Source organism: Morganella sp. Je.2.23 (genome assembly GCF_051129855.1).
In the GTDB taxonomy this organism is placed as follows: Bacteria; Pseudomonadota; Gammaproteobacteria; order Enterobacterales; family Enterobacteriaceae; genus Morganella; species Morganella sibonii.
The window spans coordinates 73,918-99,450 of record NZ_JBCPSQ010000009.1; the positions used below are offsets into that span (position 1 = coordinate 73,918).

A 25,533-nucleotide genomic window follows, 5' to 3' on the forward strand; every position below is an offset into this window, starting at 1 on the left:
GATGCAGGGCTCCGCGTGAATAACAAAATTGTTCTTATTCGCTGATCCGGCGGTAAATCAGCGGGGTATCAGTAACCGGGTGTTCACTCAGTGTGATGGCCTGACGTACTGCCTGAGCCGCTTCATTCCACGCTTCTTCATTATTGGCATGGATCATCGCCAGCGGCATCTGTCCGTCCGCAATACTGTTGATCGGCGCAATATCACTTAACCCGACGCTGTAGTCAATCGGATCGCTGGCTTTACGGCGTCCGCCGCCCAGTGCAACAACCGCCATGCCCAGTGCGCGGGTATCCATCGCGGTGACAATGCCTTCAGTTTCAGCATAGACCGGTTTGCTGAGTACTGCCGATGGCAGATAGTGCGAATAGCGTTCGATAAAATCAGCCGGTCCGCTCTGTGCGGCTACCATCCGGCCGAAAATTTCCGCCGCTTTGCCATTATCCAGCACACGCTGCAGTTTTTCTTCCGCCTCTGTGCGGTCAGCCGCCAGTCCGCCGGAGACCAGCATCTCTTTGCACAGTGCCATGGTAACGTCATACAGACGCGGATTGCGGTACTCACCGGTCAGGAAACGCACCGCTTCACGCACTTCCACCGCATTACCGGCACTGGAGGCCAGCACCTGATTCATGTCAGTCAGCAGTGCGGTCGTCCGGCAGCCCGCGCCGTTGGCAACCTGTACGATCGCCTGCGCCAGCTGCTCTGATAATTCATATGTCGGCATAAATGCCCCGGAGCCCACTTTCACATCCATCACCAGCGCATCCAGGCCTTCAGCCAGTTTTTTGCCGAGGATAGAGGCGGTGATAAGCGGGATTGAATCTACGGTTGCCGTAATATCGCGGGTTGCATAAAAACGCTTGTCCGCCGGTGCCAGAGAGTTAGTCTGGCCGATAATCGCCACACCGGTCTCTTTGATGATGCGGCGGAAGGTTTCATCATCCGGGAAAATGTCAAAACCGGGAATCGCTTCCAGTTTGTCGAGCGTACCGCCGGTATGCCCCAGACCGCGGCCGGAGATCATCGGGATATAGCCGCCGCAGGCAGCGACCATCGGTCCGAGCATCAGGGAGGTTACATCCCCGACACCACCAGTGGAATGTTTATCCACAACCGGTCCCGGTAAATTAAGGTGTTTCCAGTCCAGAACCGATCCGGAGTCCCGCATCGCCAGTGTCAGCGAGACGCGCTCCTGCGGGTTCATATCATGGAAATAAATAGTCATCGCCAGCGCCGCAATTTGTCCCTCAGAGACTGAATTATCACGTACGCCGTTAATAAAGAAACGAATTTCCTCATCAGAGAGCGGATGTCCGTCCCGTTTTTTGCGGATAATTTCCTGAGCCAGAAACACGGTGTTCTCCTTAAAAATACCGGATCCGTCCCGGTACCTGAGGTGCCGGGTTAATCAAAAAACCGGACTGCAAAGCAGCCCGGTAAATGTGATTAATACTTGCTGTCAGATTTGGCGTCTGCATAGCCCAGCGTATTAAGCAGGCTGGCCAGCAGGCTGGATGCGCCAAAGCGGAAGTGACGGGAGTCGGCCCAGCCTTCCCCCATGATGCGGTCAGCCATCGCCAGATACTGCGCGGCTTCTTCCGCAGTGCGGACACCACCGGCCGGTTTGAAACCAACGGTTTTACCAACACCCATATCACGGATCACTGTCATCATGATTTCCGCGGTTTCCGGCGTGGCGTTGACCGGGACTTTACCGGTGGAGGTTTTAATAAAGTCAGCACCGGCTTTGATGGAGATTTCAGATGCCTGACGAATTAATGCCGGATCTTTCAGCTCACCGCTTTCGATGATCACTTTCAGCAGTACATTGTGTTTGGCACAGGCTTCTTTGCAGGCTTTTACCATATCAAAACCAACCTGCGTATTACCGGCCATCAGAGCACGGTACGGGAATACCACGTCCACATCATCTGCGCCGTAAGCAATCGCGGCATTGGTTTCCGCCAGCGCGATTTCAATATCATCATTACCGTGCGGGAAATTGGTGACAGTTGCGATACGCACTTCCGGCGTCCCCTGCTCACGCAGAACTTTACGGGCTAACGGGATAAAACGCGGATAAATACAGACAGCCGCAGTCTGGCCTGCCGGACTTTTCGCCTGATGACACAACGCAGTGACTTTCGCGTCAGTATCATCATCATTCAGGGTGGTTAAATCCATTAAAGACAACGCGCGCTGCGCTGCGGCGGTTAAATCGGTCATAAAACTCTCCAACGTATGTCTGCGCCATTAGCGGGCAGACGCAATATCTGAACGATGCAAAATGTGTTGGCGAGCGGGACTTGGTTCCGTGAAGACGTTGCCTCTCTTGTGATAAGAGTTAACGCTGAGGTCCTTCTCACCGCGCTGTAATACAGGTGACTGTAAACAGAACACCGAATCCGTTATAAGGTATCCATGCCTTATTGGAGCATGTCTTGGCACTATAATACGTGCCTTTCATCACGTTTATATAACGGCATTTACATCAATACATACAGTTATGTGATAAAAATCACAATAACAGCCTGATATGCACAAAATAACAGCACATATTCACAGCATAGTATAGCGCAGGAAACAGATAGACAGGGAGAGACAGAAAGACAAGTACACCGAATCAGTAAAACGCACAGGTGAACCGGATTCACCTGTGCGGGAGGAGCAGTTACAGTGCCAGGAAGAAGCCGGCGATGGTTGCACTCATCAGGTTGGAGAGTGTACCGGCCATTACCGCTTTCATACCCAGACGTGCCACGTCTTTACGGCGGTTAGGCGCCATACCGCCCAGGCCGCCCAGCAGGATCGCGACTGAAGACAGGTTGGCAAAGCCGCACAGTGCAAAGGAGATAATCGCTTTGGTGTGATCAGACAGCGGCTGTAAACCGGCAGCAATAACCTGCGCATCCGGCTTCATGTATTCACCGAAGTTCATGAAGGCAACAAATTCGTTGACCACAATTTTCTGTCCGATAAACGAACCGGCAGTCATCGCCTCATTCCACGGTACACCGATCAGGAAAGCAATTGGTGAGAAGAGCCAGCCGAGGATCAGTTCCAGTGACAGCTGCGGATAGTCAAACCAGCCGCCGACACCGCCTAAGATCCCGTTGATTAACGCGATCAGCGCAATAAACGCCAGCAGCATTGCACCTACGTTCAGCGCCAGTTGCATACCGGAAGAGGCACCGCTTGCCGCCGCATCAATGATGTTGGCAGGGCGCTCTTCTTCCGCCATACCGGCCATGGCTTCGGTACGGTCATCAAAGTGCTCGGTCTCAGGTACCATCAGTTTCGCAAACAGCAGACCACCCGGTGCCGCCATAAAGGATGCTGCGATCAGGTACTCCAGCGGAACGCCCATCTGCGCATACCCGGCGAGAACAGAACCGGCCACGGATGCCAGACCACCACACATTACCGCGAACAGTTCGGAATTGGTCATCCCGGAGATATACGGACGCACCACCAGCGGGGCTTCTGTTTGTCCCACAAAGATGTTGGCTGTCGCGGACAGGGATTCGGTACGGGATGTGCCCAGCAGTTTCTGTAAGCCGCCGCCGAGAATTTTAATCACAAACTGCATAATACCGAGGTAATACAGAACAGCAATCAGCGAGGAGAAGAACACAATAACCGGCAGAACACGCAGGGCAAAGACGAAACCGCCGCCGCCGAATACCTCAAACATTTTGTCAGAGACCAGGCCGCCGAAAATGAAGTCCATCCCTTTCTGGCCGTAGCCGATAACACTGGCGACACCGTCAGACATTGCAAGGAGGATTTTGCGTCCCATCGGGACATAAAGAACCAGCGCGCCGATCAGCACCTGAATAATAAAGGCACCGATAACAGTCCGCAGTTTGATTGCCCGGCGATCACTGGAAAACAGTACTGCGATAAAGATCAGCACTGCCATCCCGACCAGACTCATAAGGAGTTGCATGGAAGTATCCCTGTTCACGATAATGAAGATTAATAGTCCTGTTCCGCATGCAGCTCAGAGCAGGACCCTGTGGCGCTGATTATACCCGGTCAGTCCGGTTAACAATCAACTTGCGTCACAAATAACGACTGAAAAAAGTAACAAAAAATACGAAAACATGATGACAATCACATTATTGAACTGTTTTTCTCTGAAAAATCCCTGAGAATCCGGGAATTGACGGATATTTAATCAGATAACTAACATGAAATAACATCTGCTTACAATTGTAGGTGATTTCAGGTGTTTTGGCACACGGAATACCGGCTGCAACAGAACAAAATCGGGGGAAAATCGATTCAGGAATCTTAATCAGATGATTGCAGGGAAAAAAGTGTACAGCTATTGCGATAAATCTGAGCAGCAATCTCCTCCGGAGATTCACTGCGCAGTGAACAGAGCACCTCAAACGTACGGACAATCCGCTCCGGGCGGTTCGGTTCGCCCTGAAAACCGCTGAGCGGCATATCCGGAGCATCAGTTTCCAGTAATAACGCAGAAAGCGGGAGCTGTGCGATTGCCCGCCGGGTTTTCTGCGCCCGCTCATAAGTAATCGTACCGCCGACGCCGATGTAATACCCCAGTTTCACAAAAGCATCTGCCTGGGCAAAACTGCCTGCAAAACCGTGAACCACACCACCGCGGGGAACCGGATGGCGGCGCAGAACAGCCGCCAGCGTGTCATGGGTTTTACGGGAATGCAGAATAACCGGTTTATCCGCCCGCGCAGCTAACTTCAGCTGAGCGATAAAAAAATCAAGCTGCTTATCCCACTGCGGGTCGTCCATATAGCGATCCAGACCGATCTCCCCGACAGCCGCGCATTCTGCGCCGCTTTCGCTGATCAGCGACTCAAGCTGTTCCAGATGCGCTGATGTATGTTCCGCAATATAAAGCGGATGCAGACCGAATGCGGCATGCAGGCGGGGAGGCTCACTGCCGGATGAGCGGCATAACCCGGCGACAGTACCGAGATTCCAATGACTGACCGCCGGGATAATAATATCAGTCAGCCCGGCCTGTGCCGCTGCGGCTTTGTGACGGGCAAGGTCATCCGTAAAAAACGGAAAATCAAAATGGCAGTGAGTATCAATAAATGGCATTTATTTAATCCGCCGGCTTTTCTGGTGAGTGTCCCGGTGAATAATCCGGTGAGTGTAATACTGCTGCGGAGCCATCAGTAACCGGTAATTGTGAATCATTGTCGTTAGAAGCAGGCGGAACACGCAGTACAGATGTCCGTACCGGCTCATAAGCAGCCCAGCGGTTACCGAGTGTCGCGAGAAAATAGCGTCCGCTGCGGCGGCCCAGGCGGTAATCCTGCATCAGGGTTTTTACCCGGCTGCCGAGCGCATTGCTCGCCAGTGGCGCATTCGGATAAATTTCAGCAATTTCAACACCCGGCGGCGGTGACTGAATAAACTTTTGTGTCCGGTAATAGCTTTTGGCGTGCTGTTTCATCATCGCCACCATCCGCTTCAGATGACTTTTTTCCAGCCAGCGCTCCATGCGTTTCACCCACTCCGGCGTGTAATAGAGCTGTGACGGGACAGTACGGATCACCACAATCCGGGTAGCCCCCCGCCGCCACGCCTCAATAACCGGCACAGCATCGCTGATCCCCCCGTCATGATATGTAATGCCGTCAATCTCCACCCCTTCGCGGTAAAACCCGGGGATGGCGCTGGACGCTTTGATATATTCCAGCCAGTCTCCGGCCTGCGGACTAAAATAGGCGGCATCCAGGTTATCCGCCCGGCTGGCACACATATAAAACTCCTGCCCCTGCTCAAAACGCCGCAAGGCATGTGCGGTATCCAGCGGGCATTCCGCCGACGTCGTGTTAATCAGCCAGTCGAGATCAATAAGATTTCCGCCACGGATAAAACGCAGCGGATTAAAGAATTGTTTATCAGTGGTATAACGGGTAATGATATGACGGGCATACCCGCGCTGGCCGCACAGATATGCTGACAGGTTTTGCGCACCGGCAGATGTCCCTATCAGTAAGTCAAACGGGTTAAACCCGGCTTTAAGGAATTCATCCAGCACACCGGCTGTAAAGATCCCGCGCTGTCCGCCGCCTTCGCAGACCAGCGCCAGTTTTCCGGTTGCCTGAAGCGGATCAGGCAACCAGGCCAGTGGTGCGATTTTCCCGGGTGTCACCGGGATATACGTTCCCATTCTCTCATCCCCCGGCACGAACAGCCGGCCGGTTATTTATACTGTCCGATGCTGACTTCCACCGCACGGACGCCGGGAATACCTTTGGCAATATTAATAATCTGTGTGCGCTGAGCCTCTGTGGTGACAAACCCGGAGAGATACACAGTACCATTAATGGTTTTCACCGCGATATCATTACTGTCAATGCCATCAGCGCTTAACAGCTGACCGCGGATTTTGGCGGTAATCGTGCTGTCATCCACCAGCAGTGAGGCATCTTTTACCGCACCGTCAAATTTCTGCTCCGCTTGTTTACTCAGATCTCCAGCAGACTGAGAAGCACTGTCCCACGCCTGTCCGGCTTTCTGACTCAGGGATTCTTCCGCCATTGCGGATGCACTGAACAGCGCACCGCTGACCAGCAGGACGGCCAGTGATTTCATGGTATTGCGCATTATCTTATCCTTCTTCATTTTCATGATGAACATAATCTCTCCGTCAGTGTATCTTAACTCCGGCATAAAAAAAACGCGCCCGGAGGCGCGCTGAGATTGCTGACAAAGCAGGATAAAACGCGGTTTTCCTGCTTTGTATTATCAGCCGAAAATCAACAGATTGATTTTCCTGGTTTATTTTTACAACCTCTGGCGGTCGTCGCCAACCCCTGCGGGTTTGTCAACGGCCTGAACGCGCCCGGAGGCGCGTTATTTTTCTGTCAGTGCTCACGGGTTTTGTGGAAGCTCACATCCGGATAGCGTTCTGCGGTGAGATTCAGGTTCACCATCGTCGGTGCGATATAAGAAAGGTTATCGCCGCCGTCGAGTGCCAGATGCAGTTCGTTTTTGCGTTTGAACTCTTCCAGTTTTTTCGCATCGTCACATTCCACCCAGCGGGCGGTAGAGACGTTAACCGCCTCATAAATAGCTTCGACGTTGTACTCGCTTTTCAGACGGGCAACCACCACATCAAACTGAAGCACACCCACCGCCCCGACAATCAGGTCGTTGTTTGCCAGCGGACGGAAGACCTGTACCGCGCCTTCTTCAGACAACTGAACCAGCCCTTTGAGCAGCTGTTTCTGTTTCAGCGGATCGCGCAGACGGATACGGCGGAACAGTTCCGGTGCAAAGTTAGGGATACCGGTGAATTTCAGAATCTCGCCCTGTGTGAAGGTATCACCAATCTGAATAGTACCGTGGTTATGCAACCCGATAATATCGCCGGGATACGCACAATCCACATGCGCACGGTCACCGGCCATAAAGGTCAGCGCATCAGAAATCACGACATCTTTTTTGAGACGCACCTGATGCAGTTTCATCCCTTTTTCATACACACCGGACACAATGCGCAGGAAAGCCACACGGTCACGGTGTTTAGGATCCATATTGGCCTGAATTTTAAACACAAATCCGGTGAATTTGTCTTCTTTCGCCGTCACTTCGCGGACATCGGTCTGACGCGGCATCGGTGCCGGTGCCCAGGAAACCAGGCCGTCCAGCATATGATCCACCCCGAAATTCCCCAGTGCGGTACCGAAGAAGACCGGTGTCAGTTCACCGGCGAGGAACAGTTCCTCATCGAATTCATGGGATGCGCCCTGCACCAGTTCCAGTTCATCACGCAGTTGTGCTGCCAGCTCTTCACCGACAGCAGCATCCAGATCCGGGTTATTCAGCCCTTTTACGGTGCGGACTTCCTGAATGGTATGCCCCTGACCGGTCTGATACAGATAAGTTTCATCGCGGTACAGGTGATAGACCCCTTTGAACAGCTTACCGCAGCCGATAGGCCAGGTGATTGGTGAGCAGGCAATTTTCAGCTCGTTTTCCACTTCATCCAGTAACTCCATCGGGTCACGGATATCACGGTCAAGTTTGTTCATAAAAGTCAGGATCGGCGTATCACGCAGACGGGTAACTTCCATCAGCTTACGGGTACGATCTTCGACCCCTTTTGCCGCATCGATAACCATCAGGCAGCAGTCAACCGCCGTCAGGGTACGGTAGGTATCTTCGGAGAAGTCTTCATGCCCCGGGGTGTCCAGCAGGTTTACCAGTGCATCGTGATACGGGAACTGCATCACCGATGTGGTGATAGAGATCCCGCGCTGTTTTTCCATCTCCATCCAGTCAGATTTGGCGTGCTGGTTAGAGCCGCGGCCTTTGACCGTACCGGCTTTCTGGATAGCCTGTCCGAACAGCAGGACTTTTTCGGTAATGGTAGTTTTACCGGCATCGGGGTGCGAAATGATCGCAAAGGTGCGGCGCTTGGCCACTTCCTGTAAAAATGCATTATTTGACATCTGAGTGTTCTTCTGGGGCTGCGGGACAGAAACACGCGGTTCCCGCCCCTGATTTCTCATTAATGGCGCTTATTTTCGCCCGGATTGCCCCGTGAGACAACAAAAGCCTGAAAAATGCCCCGGGTTCAGTTATCAAGCAGGCAGATGCAGGCGACCGCATCACTCATCTGACAACGATCCATCAGTGCCAGCAAGTACGTATTAATATCACCCATATGCATTTTCAGGGCAAAATAGGCGCCCATCAGCAACTGCACATCACTTTCTTTCAGGGGCCGTTTTTCCGTTGCCGCCAGTGCCGCCAGATTGGTGCGCAGATAAAAATAATCCATCACCAGCAGACTGAAATGAGACATTGCATTACGGGTACCGGTAACCTCACCGGTGAAATTATCCGCGTGCGGAAACTGGCTGTGATACAGCAGATAAGAAAACAGATTGCGCAGTGAGTACGGTTCATTCAGACAGCTGTTCTGCTGCTGTACCTTCCATTCCGCCCGCAGACGCGCCATGTTTTCTTCTGTGCGTTCTGTGGTCTGCTGCTCATCCATTCCCAGTTGGTTCAGCGTGTTGATATAGGTGGAGAGTAAAAAAGTACCGCTGCGGGACAGTTTCGGGATAAATTTACCGTAAACACTCAGCACTGCGGTCTGAAAACTGACCGGATGCGGCAATGCTCTGCGTTCTGCTGTCAGTTCCCCGTTTTCCGTTGCATTGAGCAGAAATTCATACACGCCCTGAATACGGTCAAAATTCGCCTCAATGTCATAACTGAGTTTACTGATAAACGTCAGCAGCTGCATAACGGCATAGAGGTTATCCTCAAACTCCGGTGACGGTGCCTGCACCAGATTCAGACACCAGAGATACACCAGGTATTGCGGATCAGTCAGTGCCGCGTCATCAGGTACTTTTTTCAGATACAGGTCTTCTTCCGTCAGCTGCATGGCATCAGCGGAAAACAGCAACTGGCGGACAACTTCCGGACAGGAGAGTGACAAACGTTTAAATGTCGCATTCTGATATTTTGCTTCACTGCGCGGATATTCGCGGCAGGTATCACTCATCGCGGAAGGCCCGAGTTTACTGTAGATCCCGCACAGGCGTTTTTCCGTCAGAAACGGGCACTGTTTTTCGTCAGTCAGCCGGATATAGGCATATGCATCGGTGCGCTCCGATTTAAGCACATGTTCCTGAGAAATCTGTTTAATCTCAATGCTGTCAGCACTGTGATATTTTTTATAGGTTTTCTTATCAATACTGATAAACCAGTCCTGGCAGCAGTGCGAAAGACACTCAGAACCGGCGCATTCAAAGCGCCGGATAAATATCGGTGTGATAATTTTATGGATAAACATGAGGAGGCGTACCTGTGATAGATATATACCATCACGGTAGCACGCAGAAAATTACCGAAAAGGATAAAAAAACACCGTTTTATCCGGTTTATCCTGCTATTACATTCCGAAACTCAGATAAAGCGCCATAATCAGCGCATCTTCTTTGCCCTGCGCCGCCGGATAATAATTCTTCCGGACAGAAACCTCATTAAAACCGAGCGATTCATACAGCGCAATCGCCGGTCTGTTTGACGCCCTGACCTCCAGCCAGAGTGTCGCAATCCCTTTTGCGGTCAGATCCTCAATCACTTTTTCCAAAAGCTGACGGCCATAGCCTTTTCCCTGATGTTCAGGTGAAACGGCAATGTTAAACAGTGTTGCTTCATCCAGCACAGTCTGATTGATAGCGAATCCGGCCAGTTCCCCGTCTGTTTCCAGCTTCAGGTTATGGTAGCGTTCGCCGTGATTACTGCGGAATGTGGCGTCACTCCAGGGATAGGCGTGAGCGGCCTGCTCAATACGGAATGCGGCGGCAAAATCAGCGGGAAGCAGCGGTGACAGCGTGATCATAATGATAAATTTGTGTCCATAAACCCCGTTTTGCCTGCGCATCCTGATACAGATCGGCAATACGGGGTGAGTGTAATGAAGGCAGTGAATCCGGCAGTTCAGCTTCCGTTCCCGGCAGCCAGCACAGGCAATTTGTCTGCGCCGGGATACTCTGTACATTATCCGGCGTGATGCAGTAAACATCTTCCGCCGTGATATTCAGGCTGCGAAATATATCGCTGAGTAAATCACAGGTGAGATCTGCCTGCTCATCGGTTATGATCAGCAGACGTGCCGAAGCCGGGATCTGTACAGACAGCTCCCCTTTCAGGCGCTGCGGCTGACGCAGCGTCCATTGGGTGATCCCCATCTGAGCCAGCATTCTGTCTCGTCGCGTCATAATGTATCCCTGAAATAACAAACGACACTATCTTAGCAAAGCGCGCTGCCCGCGCCAATGCTGCCGAATTATGATTTACAGGAGTTAACGGATGTCCATGCTTACCCCGGCCAGTGAAGTGATTTTACGTCATGCAGACGAATTTACCGGGAGCCGTGTCCTGCTTGCCGGGGACATTCAGGATCCCCTTGCCGCACAGCTTTCCGCACAATCAGTGTATGTCAGCACCAGTCAGTATCATCAGTGGCAGGCTTTACGTGCACCGCTGGGTGATCGCGCTGCATTTGCACTGACCGTCAGCCCGGAAGCGGCTGCACAGTGCGACACACTGATCTATTTCTGGCCGAAGAGTAAACAGGAAGCCCTGTTCCAGCTGACGCAGATTTTTTCCTGTCTGCCGGTTGGCAGCAATATTTTTATTGTCGGTGAAAACCGCAGTGGTGTCCGCAGTGCGGAAAAAATGACAGAGCCGTTCACGGCACTCCGTAAAATCGACAGCGCCCGCCGCTGCGGTCTTTATTACGGTGAACTGACCACGCCGGCACACTTTGCCCTGAAAGAGTGGTTCGGCAGTTATACCGCAGAAGGTGCGCAAATCGTGACGCTGCCGGGGGTATTCAGTCAGGATAATATTGATGTCGGCAGTGCACTGCTGCTGGAATCACTGAATCAGCCGGTGACCGGCTCACTGCTGGATATCGCCTGCGGCAGTGGTGTTATCGCGACCGTACTGGCTAAACGCAATCCGGGACTGACCCTTACACTCAGTGATGTCTCTGCCGCCGCTCTTGAGGCCGGACGCGAAACGCTGGCGCACAATCAGCTGGAAGGGCGTGTTATCGCCAGTGATGTGTATTCTGATATCAGCGACCGCTATGACTGGATCGTCGCTAACCCGCCGTTCCACGACGGACTGAACACCAGCTACAGCGCGGCACAACGCCTTATCTCCGGTGCCAAAGCCCGACTGAACCGCGGCGGAAAACTCTGCATCGTGGCGAACGCCTTTTTGCCGTACCCGGATCTGCTGGACAGCACGTTTGGTCAGCATAAGGTGCTGGCGCAAACCGGCAAATTTAAGATCTACCTGGCTACAAATGCCTAATAATTAAGCGAAGTCACCAATTTTGATAAAAAATTATTGACGGCGCGGATAAAACCGCTAAAATCCGCCTCCATGCTATCAGTAACAAGATAGTTCTGAATTGCGAGGGTGGCGGAATTGGTAGACGCGCTAGCTTCAGGTGTTAGTGTCCTTACGGACGTGGGGGTTCAAGTCCCCCCCTTCGCACCAATCAGATCTTATCACACACAACTGACAGCAGATTGAATGACAGTACCTGCGAGGGTGGCGGAATTGGTAGACGCGCTAGCTTCAGGTGTTAGTGTTCTTACGGACGTGGGGGTTCAAGTCCCCCCCTTCGCACCACTGTTATGATAATCTTCTGCAATAATCTTTACTTCCGGATATCACATCCTCAGATGCTCAAACCAGAGCAGACTTCCCAGAACAAATGCAATACCTGCCGGAATCAGCAGGAAATGACGCAATACGCGGTTATACAGCATCGGCATTGTCAGCAGAATCACTACCGCTAATGCAATGCGGGCAGCATCCTGTTCATGCCCCTGTGATAAAAACAACACAACCGGTATCAGCGCCAGCATCATGCCACCGACCCCGGTTAACTGCTGCCAGAAAAACGATGAAAGCGGGTGTTTGATTTGCATCACAGCCACTCCTTACAATAACGAAATGAGAATCATTCCTGTTATCATAAATAATCTGCTGCCCGTTGCAACCGCTTTTTCACATAAAATGCAAAAAAGGTGCATGATTATATACCTTAAAATCATACACCTATAATTAATGCGTCTATAAATTGACCGGATATTAATGTGTTAAATGATCAGTCACGGAAAAAAAACACGAAATGGATATCTTCCGGTTCAAGGGCAAACAGCGCCGGGTCCGGCTTTGCAATCAGTTCGCATCCCGGGTGCTGATAAAAATGCACGGTATTTTCTGACGGAATGGATGAAATATAAAACCCTTTCGCGCCCATCTCTTTTGCCGCTGTTTTACAGCAGGCAAAGAGCTGACGCTGCGCAGAGAGCACCAGTTCACCTTTCTGATGCAGGTACAGATGTTCAATCAGTTCAGTCCGGTCGATTGACCAGACCTGCGGAATCTCCTGCCGTTCAAGCAGTCTCGTGAGAAGTGTCATCATTTGTTGTCTCTGCTTTTATATCTGCGACACCTTCTAACACATGATAGGCCACAGAGCAAAACAGAGAATTCAGACGCTTCATATCCCCCAGCAGCCCGATATGTAACCGGCTGCTGCCGATACTCTGCAGATTATTGACATGCAGCCGTTCCACGTGAGCAAAAGAATAACGCTGATTCAGCAGACGGAACCGGTGTTTTGCCCGGCGCAACCGCCGCGCATTATCCACATCCCCGGACACAAACACTGACATCGCCAGATTAAGGTTATTTTGCAGCCGCGACATCATGGTGGTCAGTTCACTGTAGCCGTCTTTTGAGAAGATGCGCTGCGGATCAGCAGTCTGATTCGCCACATCGTGCGACATCCGCCCGATAATCAGGGAAGACTGCTGAAGCGACATCGCGGTATCAATCACTTCCGCCCAGCGCCGGGAATCACTCTCTCCCAGCTCAGTCTGCTGCAACTGCGCCAGATAGAGCTTGATACTGCTGTGCAGCAGTTCCGCTTCCTCTTCCAGATGGCCGATCAGCCGTTTCTGTTCACCTTTTCCCGCAAGCTGGCTGTCAAAGCGCTGTAACATCTGCTCAATCACATCCCCCAGCCGCAGGGTTTCCCGTACCGCATTGGCGAGTGCGAGAGACGGCGTATCCAGTGCGCTCTGATCCAGATAACGGGGGGCCGCCGTGTCTTCTGCCGCCTCCGGTTCAGCGACCAGCCGCTGACACAATCGTGCCATCGGTTTTACCAGTGCCAGCATCAGCACACAGCGGGCCAGGTTATACACAACATGGAACCAGATAACCACTTCCGCCGCCGGCAGATTGTACTGGCCGATCCAGAGTGCCAGCGGTTTTACCCACGGCAGTACCAGCACACAGCCAATCAGCTTGAAAAACAGGCTGCCGAGCATGACCTGACGGGCAACGGCATTCTGGCCCCGGCTGCTCATCAGCGCCAGAAAACCACTGCCGAGATTGGAACCGATCACTATCGCCAGACTGATATGCAGCGGCACCAGACCGGTGGCACTCAGAGTGGCTGTCAGCAGAACCGCCGCCAGGCTGGAATAACTGACCATGGCGAACAGCGCGCCAACCAGCAGAGCCAGCACCGCATCCCCGCTCAGTGAAGTGAAAACGGCCTGAACCGCAGAAGCCTGTGTAATCGGCTCTGCGGAGGTAACGATCAGCTGAAGTGCCAGAAGAATCAGACCCAGCCCGATACCAACACGCCCGAGTTGTCCCGTCCGGCTCTTTTTCTGACTGAGAAACGTGCTGACCCCCGCCAGAATCAGCAGTGGTGATAACCAGGAGAGGTCAAACGTCAGCACCCGCGCCATCAGCGCCGTTCCGACATCAGCCCCCAGCATAATCACCAGTGCGGGCGGCAGCGCAATCATGCCCTGCGCCACAAATGAGATCACCAGTAATGCGGTGGCGTTACTGCTCTGCACCAGTGCAGTCACACCCAGACCGGCCAGAAACGCCCGTGATGTTTTCCGGATGCTTTTTCCGAGCAGACTCCGCAAATCCGCACCAAAAACGCGCATAATCCCGGTCCGGACAATGTGTGTCCCCCAGACCAGCAGCGCAACGGATGAAAGAAGATGGAGTAATGTCAGCATAATGTTTTCGTCAGCCTGGTGTTGTCATTAGTATGGTGTTCCCGTTAAAACGATCAGATCAACGGTATATCACACGATCACCGTGTCACAATGTGATAATAGTAATAAACACCGCTGCCATCAGAAGAAAAAAATCGCATAAAACACACAGTTTTACGGAATACAGGATGTCTGTCCCCGGGCGGAGACATCGGATAAGTATACCTTATGGTAAATATATTTCAAAAATCATCATGTTACAAAAGATAATAAAAAACCGCCGGTACAGAGTACCGGCGGCAGCCACTGCTGAAATCAGCAAAATAATACCATCAACGTAAAACCATCAACGTAATACCATCAACGTAAAACTATCAACATGAAGAAAAGCATTTCAGAACATTGTGAATATCAGGTACCGCAGATTACTTCAGTTCCATCGCATCCCGCATGGTGAAGAATAAATCTGTCTGATCCGTCAGACCTACCACATTCGCCGCCCCCGGACCGTATGCCGCCACACGCAGCTGGGCACCCGTATGCTCCTGCGAATCTGATTCCGAGTTACCGTAGTTGACTGCCATCACGCTGCCGTCTTTGGTCAGCAGTGCCTGAGTCAGCCCCGGTGATACCACATCAGCTTCAATAATCTGACTGGAATGGGCATGGTCAGCGGTGACAATCACCAGTGTATCACCATGTTTTTTGGCGTATTCCATACCGATTTGTACCGCTTCATCCAGTGCAACGGTTTCGCCGATCTGACCACAGGCATTTGCAGCGTGATCCTGTTTATCGATAGATGCGCTTTCCACCTGTAAGAAGAAACCGTTTTCGTGATCTTTCAGCAGGTCAATGGCTTTTTCCGTCATCTGAGCCAGTGTCGGTGCATCCGGGTCAAGTTTTGAGTTTGGTTTGCACTCCACCACCGGCTTATCGAGACTGCCGCGGTAAGAGGCTTTCGGACCTTCCCACGCGACTTCCATATTGCCGTCACTGAATAAACCGAGTACCGGTTTATCCTGATTTGTCGCTTTTATATCCGCCAGTGATTTAGCATCTTTCACGACCAGATAACCGCGAGCTGCTGCCTGCTCTTCCAGCGTTTTCCCGGCATATTCACCAGCTTTTGCTGTCTGACGGAAACTCTTCGCCCCGCCGCCGAGTGTGACATCCGCGCGGGCATTCAGCAGTTGCTCACTGATAGAGCCCAATCCGCCGTTTTCCAGGGCATCGGCACTGCAACGCTCAGCCGTTTCTTCCGGACCGTAGCATTTACGCTGGCTGATATGAGAGATCAGGGCTGCCGGCGTGGCATCCTGAATTTCAGAAGTAGTAACATTCCCGGTCGCTTTGCCGTTTTTCTTTGCCAGCTCGAGAATCGTGGTGTGCGGTTTGCCGGTGACATCAATGCCCAGCGCTCCGTTATAGGTTTTCACACCGGACGCCCAGGCTGTCGCGGACGCGGCGGAGTCAGTAACATAATTCGGTTTCTGTGTTTTCTTATCGAGCGCATATGTGGTGTACTGACCGGTCAGCGGCAGGGCATCAATCCCTTTAAACACGCCGCCTGCACCCTCTGCGTAGTTACGCGCCACGGTAATTTCGGAATCCCCCATACCGTCGCCGATAAACAGAATCACATTTTTTGCTTTAGTCTGACCGATAGCGGCTTTCAGCGCCTCAGTCTGATCGGACGACAGGCGGCGTGCACCGCCGAACTCCGTGATATTGCCTTTCGCAGCGCGATCCTGTGCCAGAATGGCATCTGCATTCCCTGCGGCAACCGCCGGTAATGCAGAACCTGTCAGCAGTGCCAGAACGGCGGCCGCAACCCGTGTTTTCATCGTCGCATGAAGCATGAGCAGAATCCTTGTCATTAATAAAATTATCAGTTATCAACGCAGGACAGCCTAATCCGCTCTTATGACATCAGCGTGACACTATTGTGACCCCTTTGTGTCAGTCAGGTGTATCAGTCCGGACTGCAGCGTTTCACACCATGAAACATAATCATGCCCGCCCGGACGCTCCTCACGGACAACGTCATAGCCTTTTTCCTGTAACACCTGATGCAGTGCCCGGTTGTTGTGTAAAATTCCGCCGGCTCCGGCGCGGGTTTCAAAAACACCGGCCTCCAGGAAAAACCGCAGCGGAAGTTTGTGAGTACCTGCAAACTCACGAATCAGCCATTCCGGTGGTTCTCCTTCAGGTGACCACCAATAGGAACCGGACATACTCAGCACATTACCGAAACGATGGGGTAATTTCATGGCATTCCAGGAAGAAGCCAGGCCGCCGTAACTGCTGCCGGAAATAATTGTCCGCGCCGCCGGGATATCAATACCCTGCTGTACAAGCCACGGCATCAGCTCTTTATCCAGAAACTGCGGAAACTGCTCATTCGGCGGCAATTCTTTGCCGCGCTGCTCACTGCTGATACTGTCCACCATCACCACATACAGCGGCGGAATTTCCCCGCGGGTCAGCCATTGGTCAATAAATGTGACGATATGATAGTTCTTGCGGTATATCTGCCCGTCAAACAGCACCAGCAGCCAGGGCTCTTTTCCCGGAGCGGCCGGCGTGTAAACGGCAATTTCCCGCTGATTATTCAGGATCTGACTGCGCAGTGAATGTAATGCCACCGTGCCGGAAACCGGTTGCTGCCCGGCCGTCCGGAAATCACATATCCGGTTGTTATCCAATGCAATGATAGCATGACGGTTAAACTCATCTGCCCCGTCAGCCCCCGCACTCAGCGGATTACGCGGATCAGCCTGTGCAGTACTCAGCAGCGCTTTACGGCGGGCGCCTTCAACAGAACCGTCAAGCAACGGAATGTCGGGGGCAATTTTATACTGGCTGAATGTCCCGGCAGGGACAATATAGGAGCGATACCAGATATCAGTATCATTCAGTCTGGCCATCGGATCATGCTGCCCGGAAGGTGCACCAAGTATGTAAGCGTTCACTTTCGCACTACGCCAGAGGAAAGTGATTCGCTTGTGATGCTCATCATATTCCTCAACCAGCGGCGTTTCTGTCACTGCCTGCCAGAATGCAGAGGTATCACGCCCGTTGATCAGGGTTATCAGCTGCTGTAAACGCACGCTGTCCACCGGCAGAGAGATATTTTCAGCCACCGGCTGATATGAATAGTTTGTAAGTGCTAACTTCCATTCTGAACCGGGTACACCCTGCGGTGCCAGCGTCCAGGTGTCATCAAACGGTAACGTGAATGACACAGATTGCATTTCTGTGACAGGATTGTCCGTAATCAGTGTCCGGCGGGGTGTCATCTGACTGTCATAGAGTGACAAATCACGGATATTCTCACTTTCCGCGATCACAACCTGCTTTTCAGACAGCGGCACCTGCACACACGCCTGCCCATTGTGATCAAAAGTCCCGGTGACAATCATCGTCTGTTTCTCATCCGGAACAGACAATGACTGGCAGGAAGAAGAGGCCTGCGCGGAAAATGCGGAGAATGCCGCGCAGCAGAGCAGAGTTTTTTTCACGTCGCTGATCCTTCAAAATCAGTAATAATTATCATTATTATTTATCAGCTTCGTATTTTTATGTTACCGGCCGGAAAAGTCAAACTGCCAAATCAGGTAATTGCATGCCTTCCTGTTCCCCCGCAACCCAAACCGACGTACATACCTTCTCCAGTAACGCTTTATTATGACTGAACACCACCAGCCCGAGCGGCCGATTTTCCGATTCTTCAATCAGTACCTGCCAGACCTGCGCCTGAATATGTGCATCCAGCTGAGCGGTCACCTCATCGGCGATCAGAAAGCGGGTGCGCGGGTCTAACGCCCGCAGCAGTGCAATTCTCGCCAGCTCGCCGCCGGACAGTTCATCCGGACGCCGTTCCAGCCAGTGAGACTCAATACAGAGCTTTTCCAGCCATTCCGCATCCGGTTTCCAGGCATCGTATAACCCGGCACCGGTTGTGCGGTACGGATTAAAACACTTCTCCGGATGCTGGGGCACCAGCTGCACCGGACAATAGCCGTTTTCCGGTACCGGCTTTCCGTCCAGCAGCAGCTCACCGGAATGCGGCTGCTGCCACTGTGCCAGAATCCGTCCCAGCGTTGTTTTACCAAACCCGCTGGGTGCGGAAATCCCCAGACGCTCCCCGGCATTCAGCCGGAAAGAAAAGCCATCCCACAATGTTTTCCCGCCCTGAATAACCTGTAAATCACGGACTTCGAACATACGCGTACCTCTCTGCTGATTCATCCCGTTATCATAACAATTAATTTCCCGCGGACACACGGCTTTCCGTCAGCAGTCCGATACACTCCTGTGCACCGCGTTTCAGCACATCTCCTTTCCTGCTGACGATATGCACCGGCAGCACCAGACCATTGCGGGTATTGCGGAATGACAGCACTTTCAGTGTACCGGCCGCCACATCTTCCCGGATCATGGATTCCGGCAGATTCCCCCAGCCGATACCGGCTTTAACCAGCCCCAGCGCCATCATAAAATTATCTGTCTGCCAGGTTTTCGTCGCCATCTGTGAACGCACATCACTGAGAGAATGGTGAAGACTGGCAATAACAATTTGTTTCGCCTGTACCAAATCCTCAATATAAACAGACTGTTGCTGTGAAAGAGAAGGATGTGCGGCAGAAATCGTGGCCACCAGGGCTTCATGGCCGATACAGTGAAACTGCTCAAGCGGGTCCACATACAGCCCGCCGAAGACCAGTGCCAGCTGGATACGCCCCTGATGCAGCAGCGGCAGAATGTCATCCTGTGATCCGGATAAAATTTCCGTCTTCAGCAACGGATAACGCTGATTCAGTATCTGCAATGCAGAAAACAGGCAATTCGGATTCACACAGGTTGCGACACCCACCGCCAGGGTACTCTCCACATCCTGTGTCAGTTCGCGGGTAAACACATTCAGCTGATGAATTTTATCGGTTATTTCTCTGGCATACGGCGCCAGCGCCATCGCCCTTTCAGTCGGAACCGGTGCCCGTCCTGATCGCTCAAATAACGCAAATCCCAGTTCCGCCTCCAGATTACTGACAGCCATACTGACAGCAGACGGCACGCGGTGCAGTGCTCTCGCGGCAGCTGAAAATGATCCCTTTTCCAGTACCGTCAGAAAGAGCTGTAAATTATCACTATTAAACGGCATATCCCCTCCTGCCTGTCAGAAAATCTGATAGTAGCTGACTTTTATTATCATCTCTATTGATTTACTTTCGCTGAATTCTTCACAGTAAGCAGCAGGATATAACTATGCAGGGTTTAAAACGAAAACTGGTCTTTATCACCACCTATGAACTCATCGGCTGGGCTATTTCATCAGTAGCACTGGCAGTCCTTTCCGGTAATTCCGCCGGTGTTACCGGGCCGCTGGCACTGGCTATTACCACCATCGCCGTCAGCTGGAATTTTATTTTTAATACCCTGTTTGAATTATGGGAATCCCGGCAGATCTCCCGTATCCGGACATTCCGCCGCAGACTGGTACACGCCGTTCTGTTTCAGCTGACACTGGTGGTTTTCCTTATTCCGCTGATTGCATGGTGGTTATCGGTAAGTTTAATACAGGCTTTCCTGCTCGATTTTGCCCTGATTATTTTTATCCCGATCTACACGTTTTTCTTTAACTGGGCATTTGACAAACTCTTCGGAGTTCCGGCCTCCGCATTACCCCGGAAAGAAAGTACCACGCATTAACGCAATAAAAACCACCATACCGGAGATACGGTATGGTGGTTTTTGTATCGGCACAAAAATTAAAAACTGACTTTCAATCCGATATAAGCATTAACAGGGGATTCATTTTTATCACCATGACGATAACCCAGGCTGCCGGTTATCAGGGTATCCGGTGTTAATGCAATAGTGGCACCCATCTGATATTTACCGGTGGTGGTTTCATTTCTGGCTGAAAAATCTTTTTTATTCAGTGTCACTTTATTGTTTTTCACAAACTCATGTGAAACACCGATATTCATAAAAGGACTTATTTTAATATCACCAATTTGTGTATCCATGCTCAGACGCGAACCCATTTCACCGTTCACACTGTCACTGTTATGTTCATGAATATCCATACCGTTGGATAATGCGTATTTAGCCTGACTGAAACGACTGTAATCTATCCGGCCATAAGGCGTTAAACTGATATCCGGCGTAATATTCAGTTTTTTACCCGCTTCCGCACTGACTGTCAGTGCATTTTGCTTAAAGGAACCGCTGACCGCCGCCCCTCCGCTGCTTTGTGTATTCAGCTGATTTTTAAAATGGGAGCCTTTCAGCATCCCGGAGATATACCAGTCCTGATACTGCCAATAGGTATACCCGCCGATAGCAAAGCTGTCGGTATGTCCCTGCCCCGGCGTATAATCAAATGTCGATTTGGTCTTTCCCGCACTGGTAAATAAACCGAATGCAATATCACCGTAACGCGCTTTATTGAGTTTGTCGTAACCGATTTCCAGAATATTCAGGCTGTTTCTGAATGCACGGCTTTCACTGTCACTGAATTTTGAATTATCGTAGCGATAATTTGCCCAGGCGCCGTATTTTTTATCCGACAAGTGATCAGTGATATGACGACGCGATGGCCCGCTCATATTTTCACTGCGCAATATCTGACGATTTACTGACGCCATGGATAATCCGGCCAGTGCACTGTTGGACAACACGTCTCTCAATTCAGGTACGCTGGTATCAGCTGTAACATCTTTTCCGGTTTCTGTATCTATTTCCTGAATATACTCATCATTTTCATCGATATCCGGTATCCCCTGGGTTTCACCGTCAGGATCAATATCAGGATACGGAATATGATCGGCTTTGGTTGCTAAATACCAGGTTGATTTTCCGTTACTTTTTATACCTTTAATCAGACGGTATTTATAAATACCAAGATCAACCACGCCATTATTCCCGGCAAGTTTAAATTCCGCATCACCTTTGTTAATTTCAATAAGTTCAACGGTTTCATCCGGATCGGAAATATCTTTTCCTGTATCATAAACATTAACCTTAAAATCGCCGGTTGCATTATTGGTTACTACCAATTTATCACTGATATCATCCGCGATCTGAGAATGGAATGAAAATGTTCCCTGTCCGCTGAGATCTTTTACAACCAGTTCATTAAATATCGCATTCGTGCCATTTATTTTGGGCTTCAGACTGACAGAACCATGGTCTAAATGAAGACTATCAATATTTGCGACCTGAAAATAGCTTATCGGATCAATGCTGATATTACGGCCTTCCCATTCTATATTAAAATCTTTATTGTCTCTCTCTGTTCTCATATCCTGAATTAAGAGATTACCCGCAAGATTAACTTTTTCTATTAAAGTATTTTTTCCGGTACTATCAAAATTATCATTATCCAGAATGAGAAATGCCTGCCGCTCAACATTCAGATCATCCCGGCTTTCCCCGCCGACATGAAAACGCAGAACCCCCATCTCTTTTACTGATGTATTACTGACAAGCGCATTTTCATAAACGTTAACGATTCCCTTACCAATAATTTGTGTATCCGTTGCCTTTCCGCCGCCAAATATACGGACTTCCCCGTCAAGATTGGTCGGCTCATATAAATTCTGGCGACTTCCGTTGTTCAGCTCAGCGGCTGTTCTCGGGGCACCCACTTTAGCTTTATCCAGTATGCCACCGTCATCCACCTCAACTGTACCGCGATCAAAAATCCAGCTATTGACTGACTTTCCGCCCCGGCCAATAACCTGCTTCCCATCGTAATAAGGATCACCCGGTCGCAGATTCGGATTCATACCGACCTGATTATCATAAACAGTTCGTCCGGTAACATCCTTTTCATATTTATACGTTATGGCCGCAGAAGCTGTGATTGAATTCAGTAATAACACACCACAGATAGCACGAGCCAATGCTGTTTTTTTCATCATTTTTTGATTTCCTTATTTATCCGTTATATCCTGCTGACAAACGGAAATTAGAGCAAAAATCCGGCAAACCGGGCTATCAGCATAAAAGGAATTATTAGCGGTCTGATTAATAAGAAAATAAAAAATTCCGGTGAAAATAAACAACAAAAATAACATCATGAAAAGGATGTCAATGTGAAAAAAAGTATACTGTTATTTATATTATTGCTGCATTTTCAGCTGGCAGCGGCTCCGCTGACACCACAGGAACTTAAAAAACTCAGATATAATCCTGAACAGAGCGCTGAATATATTGTCGCCGGCATGAGTCAGACAGAAAAAATCGGTCAGTTGATGATACTCGATTTTCGCTATTGGGATATATTCCGGAGCCCTGTTCCTGTTCCGGTTATTAATATAAATAATGATATTAAAAAAATTATTTTTCATTACAGATTAGGTGGCGTGATATTATTCCGTGAAAATTTGATTGATACGCCTCAGACGGTACAGTTAATTAATGATATTCAGTCATCCCGTTACAAACTGCCTTTATTTATCAGTACGGATCAGGAAGGCGGTTATATCACCCGGTTACGGGTCGGTACTGAAATGCCGGGCAATATGGCCCTCGGTGCAGCCAGAGATCCGGAATTAGCAAAACTGACAGGCGATATTCATGGCAGTGAGTTATCTGCTTTGGGATTTAACATGAATTTTGGCCCGGTCGCGGATATCAACAATAATCAAAATAATCCGGTTATCGGGGTACGGGCTTATTCTGACCGAAAAGAACTGACAGAAATTCTGTCAGTGGCCTATATCGACGGAATTCATCAGCACGGCATTATCACTGCATTAAAACATTTTCCCGGGCACGGCAATGTCTCAGCAGACTCACATGTTGCCCTTCCTGTTGTGACATCAGATGAAAGAAGCTGGCGGCAAACAGAATTACCCCCCTTTACTTACGCGTTACAGCACGGGGCTGATGCTGTTATGACAGCCCATATTATTGTTCCTGCCCTGGACGACACAAAAATAATAACCCGTGACGGATCAGAAGCCGGTACACCGGCGACATTATCCAAACCTATCCTGACCGGTATATTACGTGATGAACTTCATTTTCAGGGGCTGATCATTACGGATGCCATGGATATGAAAGCCATTAGCGATAATTTTAATCTCAATTTCGCCGTGGAACGCGCACTGACAGCAGGCGCTGATATTATTCTGATGCCGGTGAAAATGTGGGACGAGGATGCTGTTAAGCGCCTGGATAATCTGTACCGTTATCTGGATGAACAGGCACAAAAGAACCCGGAACTGCAGCAGCGTATAGATGAATCAGTCCGGAGAGTTGTTCTGATGAAGCTGAATAAAGCTATCAGTGGATCAGCCGCTGATCCGCTGATAGCACAGCATGTTGTTGCTTCAGAACAGCATAAAAATCAGGAAAACTATGTGTCAGAACAAGCGGTTACTGTCATAAAAAATGACGGTATTCTGCCTTATCATCTGAAACAGAATAACCGGATTTTGGTTATTTCTGATGAACATCCCCGTAATCAGTTAATTAAGAAACACTTAGATGATATCGCGCGGGAAACAGAAACCCATATTCATGTCAGTACACAAAAAATAAAAACGGATAAAAAAAGACTCTCAGAAAAGAAAATAAACAGCATGATCAGCGGACAGGATCTTATTTTGCTGGTTACCTACAATCTGAAAAACCGGAATACTGACGCACAATTTATTATTGATTCTGCCAATAGTGCCGGTATTCCAGTAGTCGTGATATCTGCGCGTGATCCTTATGATATTGCGTATCTGAATAATGTAAAAGCCAATATCGCCATCTATGGTATTACCGGCTTTGATATTACGAATGGCCAGCGCAACGCGCTGGAAACTAATATCCGGAGTGGCCTGAGGACACTGTTCCCCGGAAAAAACAGTGAACCGCTTAACTCTCCCGCCGGACGTTTACCTGTAGATATTAAAGATCCGGAAAGTGGCATTGTTTTATATCCCTATGGTACGGGAGAAACCTATGACAAACAGAATACTCAATAACATAACAGCACAAACAGCCATGTCAGCCGGCACAGGTATTATATTATTTTTAAATTCTGTTTTAGACGTGTTTTCATGGAATGCTCCTCAGGATGAGTTTATGAACCGGGAGCTTCTCCGGTAATAACGAATATAAAATAAGGCGTTAAAATGTATCTATCCCGTATGGCAGTAATTGCAGGCGTTATCAGTATGAGTATTGGTTTTTCTGCTGTAAGCGCTGCAGAGGAAAAAAAAGCTGATCCACTGGCAGAGTGTTATCAGACTATCGGAGATATGCCACGGACAAAACTTGCAGGCTGTCTGGATAAAAAACTGAATACTGCTGAAACACAGCTGAATACTGTTCTGCTACAGAAAAAACAGGAAATTACATCACTCAATTCTGCCGGAAGCGAAGAAGCTATCCGCTCGCTGAATGCATCACAATCTGCCTTTATTACTTTCCGCGATTCTGAATGCCGGTATCGCTATGATGCAACGTTTGGCGGTAGTGGTGCGGGCGATATAATGAAAGCCTGCCAGATTGAACTGACTGAATGGCGAACGCAGCAATTGCAGGAAAATTAATTTTAAGGAATCGCAGCAGATAGTTTATCCATCCGCCTTCTGCTGCTTTTTCAACTCATTTTACCGGCAAATTATCCTGTCAGTTCACACCTGTCGCACCGCATCCGGCGGAAAACAGTAACTCCCGTAAACGATGACAACCTCCCTGTTATTTTCTGTATTATTCAGATAGTCCGGCGACTTCTATGGGTTCAGTGAAACAGAAAGTATGAAAGTATGAAAGTATGAAAGCAGTATGTCAGGAATGTGTATTTGTCCGCCACTATCTTAGCAAAATTTGGTTCATGCTATCCGGTTCAGAACACGTATTCAGGTGAAAAAGATGTTTTTTCTTTTCGCCCAAACGCAAAAAAGCCACCCAAAGGGTGGCTTCTTCACTT

At 50.0% G+C, this 25,533-nt stretch carries 22 protein-coding genes and 2 tRNA genes; 6 read left to right on the forward strand and 18 right to left on the reverse strand.

The genetic code is table 11. From position 1 onward, the window contains the following. Positions 1 to 34 precede the first annotated feature (34 nt). The 10 genes from deoA to AAZR23_RS19630 all read right to left on the reverse strand — a co-directional run bounded on the left by deoA (position 35) and on the right by AAZR23_RS19630 (position 10,751). Positions 35 to 1,357, reverse strand: a complete 1,323-nt coding sequence (gene deoA, locus AAZR23_RS19585) for a thymidine phosphorylase (protein WP_107680476.1) — start codon at positions 1,355 to 1,357, stop codon at positions 35 to 37. A 92-nt stretch (positions 1,358 to 1,449) separates the two neighbouring features. Continuing rightward, a complete protein-coding gene (gene deoC / locus AAZR23_RS19590; RefSeq protein ID WP_107680475.1) occupies positions 1,450 to 2,229 on the reverse strand; it encodes a deoxyribose-phosphate aldolase in 780 nt (259 codons plus the stop codon). Between the two features lie 445 nt (positions 2,230 to 2,674). After that, entirely contained in the window at positions 2,675 to 3,940 is a 1,266-nt protein-coding gene (locus tag AAZR23_RS19595; RefSeq protein WP_171819742.1) for a NupC/NupG family nucleoside CNT transporter, read from the reverse strand. 359 nt (positions 3,941 to 4,299) lie between these two features. Beyond that, positions 4,300 to 5,094, reverse strand: a complete 795-nt coding sequence (locus AAZR23_RS19600; protein WP_434694421.1) for a TatD family hydrolase — start codon at positions 5,092 to 5,094, stop codon at positions 4,300 to 4,302. 4 nt (positions 5,095 to 5,098) lie between these two features. After that, entirely contained in the window at positions 5,099 to 6,175 is a 1,077-nt protein-coding gene (locus AAZR23_RS19605) for a patatin-like phospholipase family protein (protein ID WP_434694423.1), read from the reverse strand. 32 nt (positions 6,176 to 6,207) lie between these two features. Continuing rightward, positions 6,208 to 6,645, reverse strand: coding sequence for a BON domain-containing protein (locus AAZR23_RS19610; protein ID WP_166706929.1), 438 nt, complete (start codon positions 6,643 to 6,645; stop codon positions 6,208 to 6,210). Positions 6,646 to 6,872: 227 nt separating this feature from the next. After that, positions 6,873 to 8,462 (reverse strand): peptide chain release factor 3, encoded by a 1,590-nt coding sequence (prfC, locus tag AAZR23_RS19615; RefSeq protein WP_046894183.1) that lies wholly within the window; start codon positions 8,460 to 8,462, stop codon positions 6,873 to 6,875. 125 nt (positions 8,463 to 8,587) lie between these two features. Continuing rightward, positions 8,588 to 9,820, reverse strand: coding sequence for a flagellin lysine-N-methylase (gene fliB, locus AAZR23_RS19620; RefSeq protein ID WP_434694424.1), 1,233 nt, complete (start codon positions 9,818 to 9,820; stop codon positions 8,588 to 8,590). Between the two features lie 99 nt (positions 9,821 to 9,919). Then, the gene (gene rimI, locus AAZR23_RS19625) at positions 9,920 to 10,372 is read right to left on the reverse strand and encodes a ribosomal protein S18-alanine N-acetyltransferase (RefSeq protein ID WP_054423847.1); all 453 of its coding nucleotides are present in this window, start codon (positions 10,370 to 10,372) and stop codon (positions 9,920 to 9,922) included. Continuing rightward, positions 10,341 to 10,751: a DNA polymerase III subunit psi gene (locus AAZR23_RS19630; protein WP_046894021.1), complete on the reverse strand. Its 411-nt coding sequence runs from the start codon at positions 10,749 to 10,751 to the stop codon at positions 10,341 to 10,343. The genes rimI and AAZR23_RS19630 overlap by 32 nt, the downstream gene beginning before the upstream one ends. 91 nt (positions 10,752 to 10,842) lie before the next feature. Here AAZR23_RS19630 and rsmC point away from each other — a divergent pair, with 91 nt between their 5' ends. The 3 genes from rsmC to AAZR23_RS19645 all read left to right on the forward strand — a co-directional run bounded on the left by rsmC (position 10,843) and on the right by AAZR23_RS19645 (position 12,180). Continuing rightward, positions 10,843 to 11,856 carry a 16S rRNA (guanine(1207)-N(2))-methyltransferase RsmC gene (rsmC, locus tag AAZR23_RS19635; RefSeq protein WP_046894020.1) on the forward strand — a complete coding sequence of 338 codons (1,014 nt, stop codon included), beginning with the start codon at positions 10,843 to 10,845 and terminating at the stop codon, positions 11,854 to 11,856. A gap of 102 nt (positions 11,857 to 11,958) precedes the next feature. After that, a tRNA-Leu gene (locus AAZR23_RS19640) sits at positions 11,959 to 12,045 on the forward strand. A gap of 48 nt (positions 12,046 to 12,093) precedes the next feature. Further along, a tRNA-Leu gene (locus AAZR23_RS19645) sits at positions 12,094 to 12,180 on the forward strand. A 41-nt stretch (positions 12,181 to 12,221) separates the two neighbouring features. On the opposite strand, the gene AAZR23_RS19650 is transcribed toward AAZR23_RS19645, so the two are convergent. The 7 genes from AAZR23_RS19650 to AAZR23_RS19680 all read right to left on the reverse strand — a co-directional run bounded on the left by AAZR23_RS19650 (position 12,222) and on the right by AAZR23_RS19680 (position 19,755). Next, positions 12,222 to 12,482, reverse strand: a complete 261-nt coding sequence (locus AAZR23_RS19650) for a DUF1435 family protein (protein ID WP_004237051.1) — start codon at positions 12,480 to 12,482, stop codon at positions 12,222 to 12,224. A 179-nt stretch (positions 12,483 to 12,661) separates the two neighbouring features. Then, complete coding sequence (locus AAZR23_RS19655; RefSeq protein WP_431739823.1) at positions 12,662 to 12,982, reverse strand: hypothetical protein; 321 nt, start codon at positions 12,980 to 12,982, stop codon at positions 12,662 to 12,664. After that, positions 12,954 to 14,609: a Na/Pi cotransporter family protein gene (locus tag AAZR23_RS19660; protein WP_166706925.1), complete on the reverse strand. Its 1,656-nt coding sequence runs from the start codon at positions 14,607 to 14,609 to the stop codon at positions 12,954 to 12,956. Before AAZR23_RS19660 ends, AAZR23_RS19655 begins: the two co-directional genes overlap by 29 nt. Positions 14,610 to 15,013: 404 nt before the next feature. Continuing rightward, entirely contained in the window at positions 15,014 to 16,450 is a 1,437-nt protein-coding gene (gene phoA / locus AAZR23_RS19665) for an alkaline phosphatase (protein ID WP_434694425.1), read from the reverse strand. An 81-nt stretch (positions 16,451 to 16,531) separates the two neighbouring features. Further along, on the reverse strand, positions 16,532 to 18,112 hold the full coding sequence (locus AAZR23_RS19670) for an alpha/beta hydrolase-fold protein (protein ID WP_434694426.1): 1,581 nt from the start codon (positions 18,110 to 18,112) through the stop codon (positions 16,532 to 16,534). A 79-nt stretch (positions 18,113 to 18,191) separates the two neighbouring features. Then, positions 18,192 to 18,818, reverse strand: coding sequence for an ATP-binding cassette domain-containing protein (locus tag AAZR23_RS19675; RefSeq protein ID WP_166706923.1), 627 nt, complete (start codon positions 18,816 to 18,818; stop codon positions 18,192 to 18,194). 40 nt (positions 18,819 to 18,858) lie between these two features. Beyond that, positions 18,859 to 19,755 carry a LysR family transcriptional regulator gene (locus tag AAZR23_RS19680; protein WP_166706922.1) on the reverse strand — a complete coding sequence of 299 codons (897 nt, stop codon included), beginning with the start codon at positions 19,753 to 19,755 and terminating at the stop codon, positions 18,859 to 18,861. A 104-nt stretch (positions 19,756 to 19,859) separates the two neighbouring features. Between AAZR23_RS19680 and AAZR23_RS19685 the strand changes: the two genes are divergently transcribed. Beyond that, positions 19,860 to 20,303 carry a PACE efflux transporter gene (locus tag AAZR23_RS19685; protein ID WP_166706921.1) on the forward strand — a complete coding sequence of 148 codons (444 nt, stop codon included), beginning with the start codon at positions 19,860 to 19,862 and terminating at the stop codon, positions 20,301 to 20,303. Between the two features lie 59 nt (positions 20,304 to 20,362). On the opposite strand, the gene AAZR23_RS19690 is transcribed toward AAZR23_RS19685, so the two are convergent. Next, entirely contained in the window at positions 20,363 to 22,522 is a 2,160-nt protein-coding gene (locus AAZR23_RS19690; RefSeq protein WP_434694427.1) for an autotransporter outer membrane beta-barrel domain-containing protein, read from the reverse strand. A gap of 174 nt (positions 22,523 to 22,696) precedes the next feature. Here AAZR23_RS19690 and AAZR23_RS19695 point away from each other — a divergent pair, with 174 nt between their 5' ends. After that, positions 22,697 to 24,583 carry a glycoside hydrolase family 3 protein gene (locus AAZR23_RS19695; protein ID WP_434694428.1) on the forward strand — a complete coding sequence of 629 codons (1,887 nt, stop codon included), beginning with the start codon at positions 22,697 to 22,699 and terminating at the stop codon, positions 24,581 to 24,583. 150 nt (positions 24,584 to 24,733) lie between these two features. Beyond that, positions 24,734 to 25,153 (forward strand): UmoC family flagellar biogenesis regulator, encoded by a 420-nt coding sequence (gene umoC, locus AAZR23_RS19700; protein ID WP_434694429.1) that lies wholly within the window; start codon positions 24,734 to 24,736, stop codon positions 25,151 to 25,153. Positions 25,154 to 25,533 lie beyond the last annotated feature (380 nt).

Coding starts and splice junctions, on each gene's coding strand:
- AAZR23_RS19605 (WP_434694423.1), bottom strand. CDS start 6,175: ATGGGAACGTATATCCCGGTGACACCCGGGAAAATCGCACCACTGGCC.
- rsmC (WP_046894020.1), top strand. CDS start 10,843: ATGTCCATGCTTACCCCGGCCAGTGAAGTGATTTTACGTCATGCAGAC.
- prfC (WP_046894183.1), bottom strand. CDS start 8,462: ATGTCAAATAATGCATTTTTACAGGAAGTGGCCAAGCGCCGCACCTTT.
- rimI (WP_054423847.1), bottom strand. CDS start 10,372: ATGATCACGCTGTCACCGCTGCTTCCCGCTGATTTTGCCGCCGCATTC.
- phoA (WP_434694425.1), bottom strand. CDS start 16,450: ATGCTTCATGCGACGATGAAAACACGGGTTGCGGCCGCCGTTCTGGCA.
- fliB (WP_434694424.1), bottom strand. CDS start 9,820: ATGTTTATCCATAAAATTATCACACCGATATTTATCCGGCGCTTTGAA.
- AAZR23_RS19655 (WP_431739823.1), bottom strand. CDS start 12,982: ATGATGACACTTCTCACGAGACTGCTTGAACGGCAGGAGATTCCGCAG.
- AAZR23_RS19595 (WP_171819742.1), bottom strand. CDS start 3,940: ATGAGTCTGGTCGGGATGGCAGTGCTGATCTTTATCGCAGTACTGTTT.
- AAZR23_RS19650 (WP_004237051.1), bottom strand. CDS start 12,482: ATGCAAATCAAACACCCGCTTTCATCGTTTTTCTGGCAGCAGTTAACC.
- AAZR23_RS19660 (WP_166706925.1), bottom strand. CDS start 14,609: ATGCTGACATTACTCCATCTTCTTTCATCCGTTGCGCTGCTGGTCTGG.
- AAZR23_RS19610 (WP_166706929.1), bottom strand. CDS start 6,645: ATGTTCATCATGAAAATGAAGAAGGATAAGATAATGCGCAATACCATG.
- AAZR23_RS19680 (WP_166706922.1), bottom strand. CDS start 19,755: ATGCCGTTTAATAGTGATAATTTACAGCTCTTTCTGACGGTACTGGAA.
- deoC (WP_107680475.1), bottom strand. CDS start 2,229: ATGACCGATTTAACCGCCGCAGCGCAGCGCGCGTTGTCTTTAATGGAT.
- AAZR23_RS19690 (WP_434694427.1), bottom strand. CDS start 22,522: ATGATGAAAAAAACAGCATTGGCTCGTGCTATCTGTGGTGTGTTATTA.
- AAZR23_RS19630 (WP_046894021.1), bottom strand. CDS start 10,751: ATGACGCGACGAGACAGAATGCTGGCTCAGATGGGGATCACCCAATGG.
- AAZR23_RS19600 (WP_434694421.1), bottom strand. CDS start 5,094: ATGCCATTTATTGATACTCACTGCCATTTTGATTTTCCGTTTTTTACG.
- AAZR23_RS19675 (WP_166706923.1), bottom strand. CDS start 18,818: ATGTTCGAAGTCCGTGATTTACAGGTTATTCAGGGCGGGAAAACATTG.
- AAZR23_RS19685 (WP_166706921.1), top strand. CDS start 19,860: ATGCAGGGTTTAAAACGAAAACTGGTCTTTATCACCACCTATGAACTC.
- umoC (WP_434694429.1), top strand. CDS start 24,734: ATGTATCTATCCCGTATGGCAGTAATTGCAGGCGTTATCAGTATGAGT.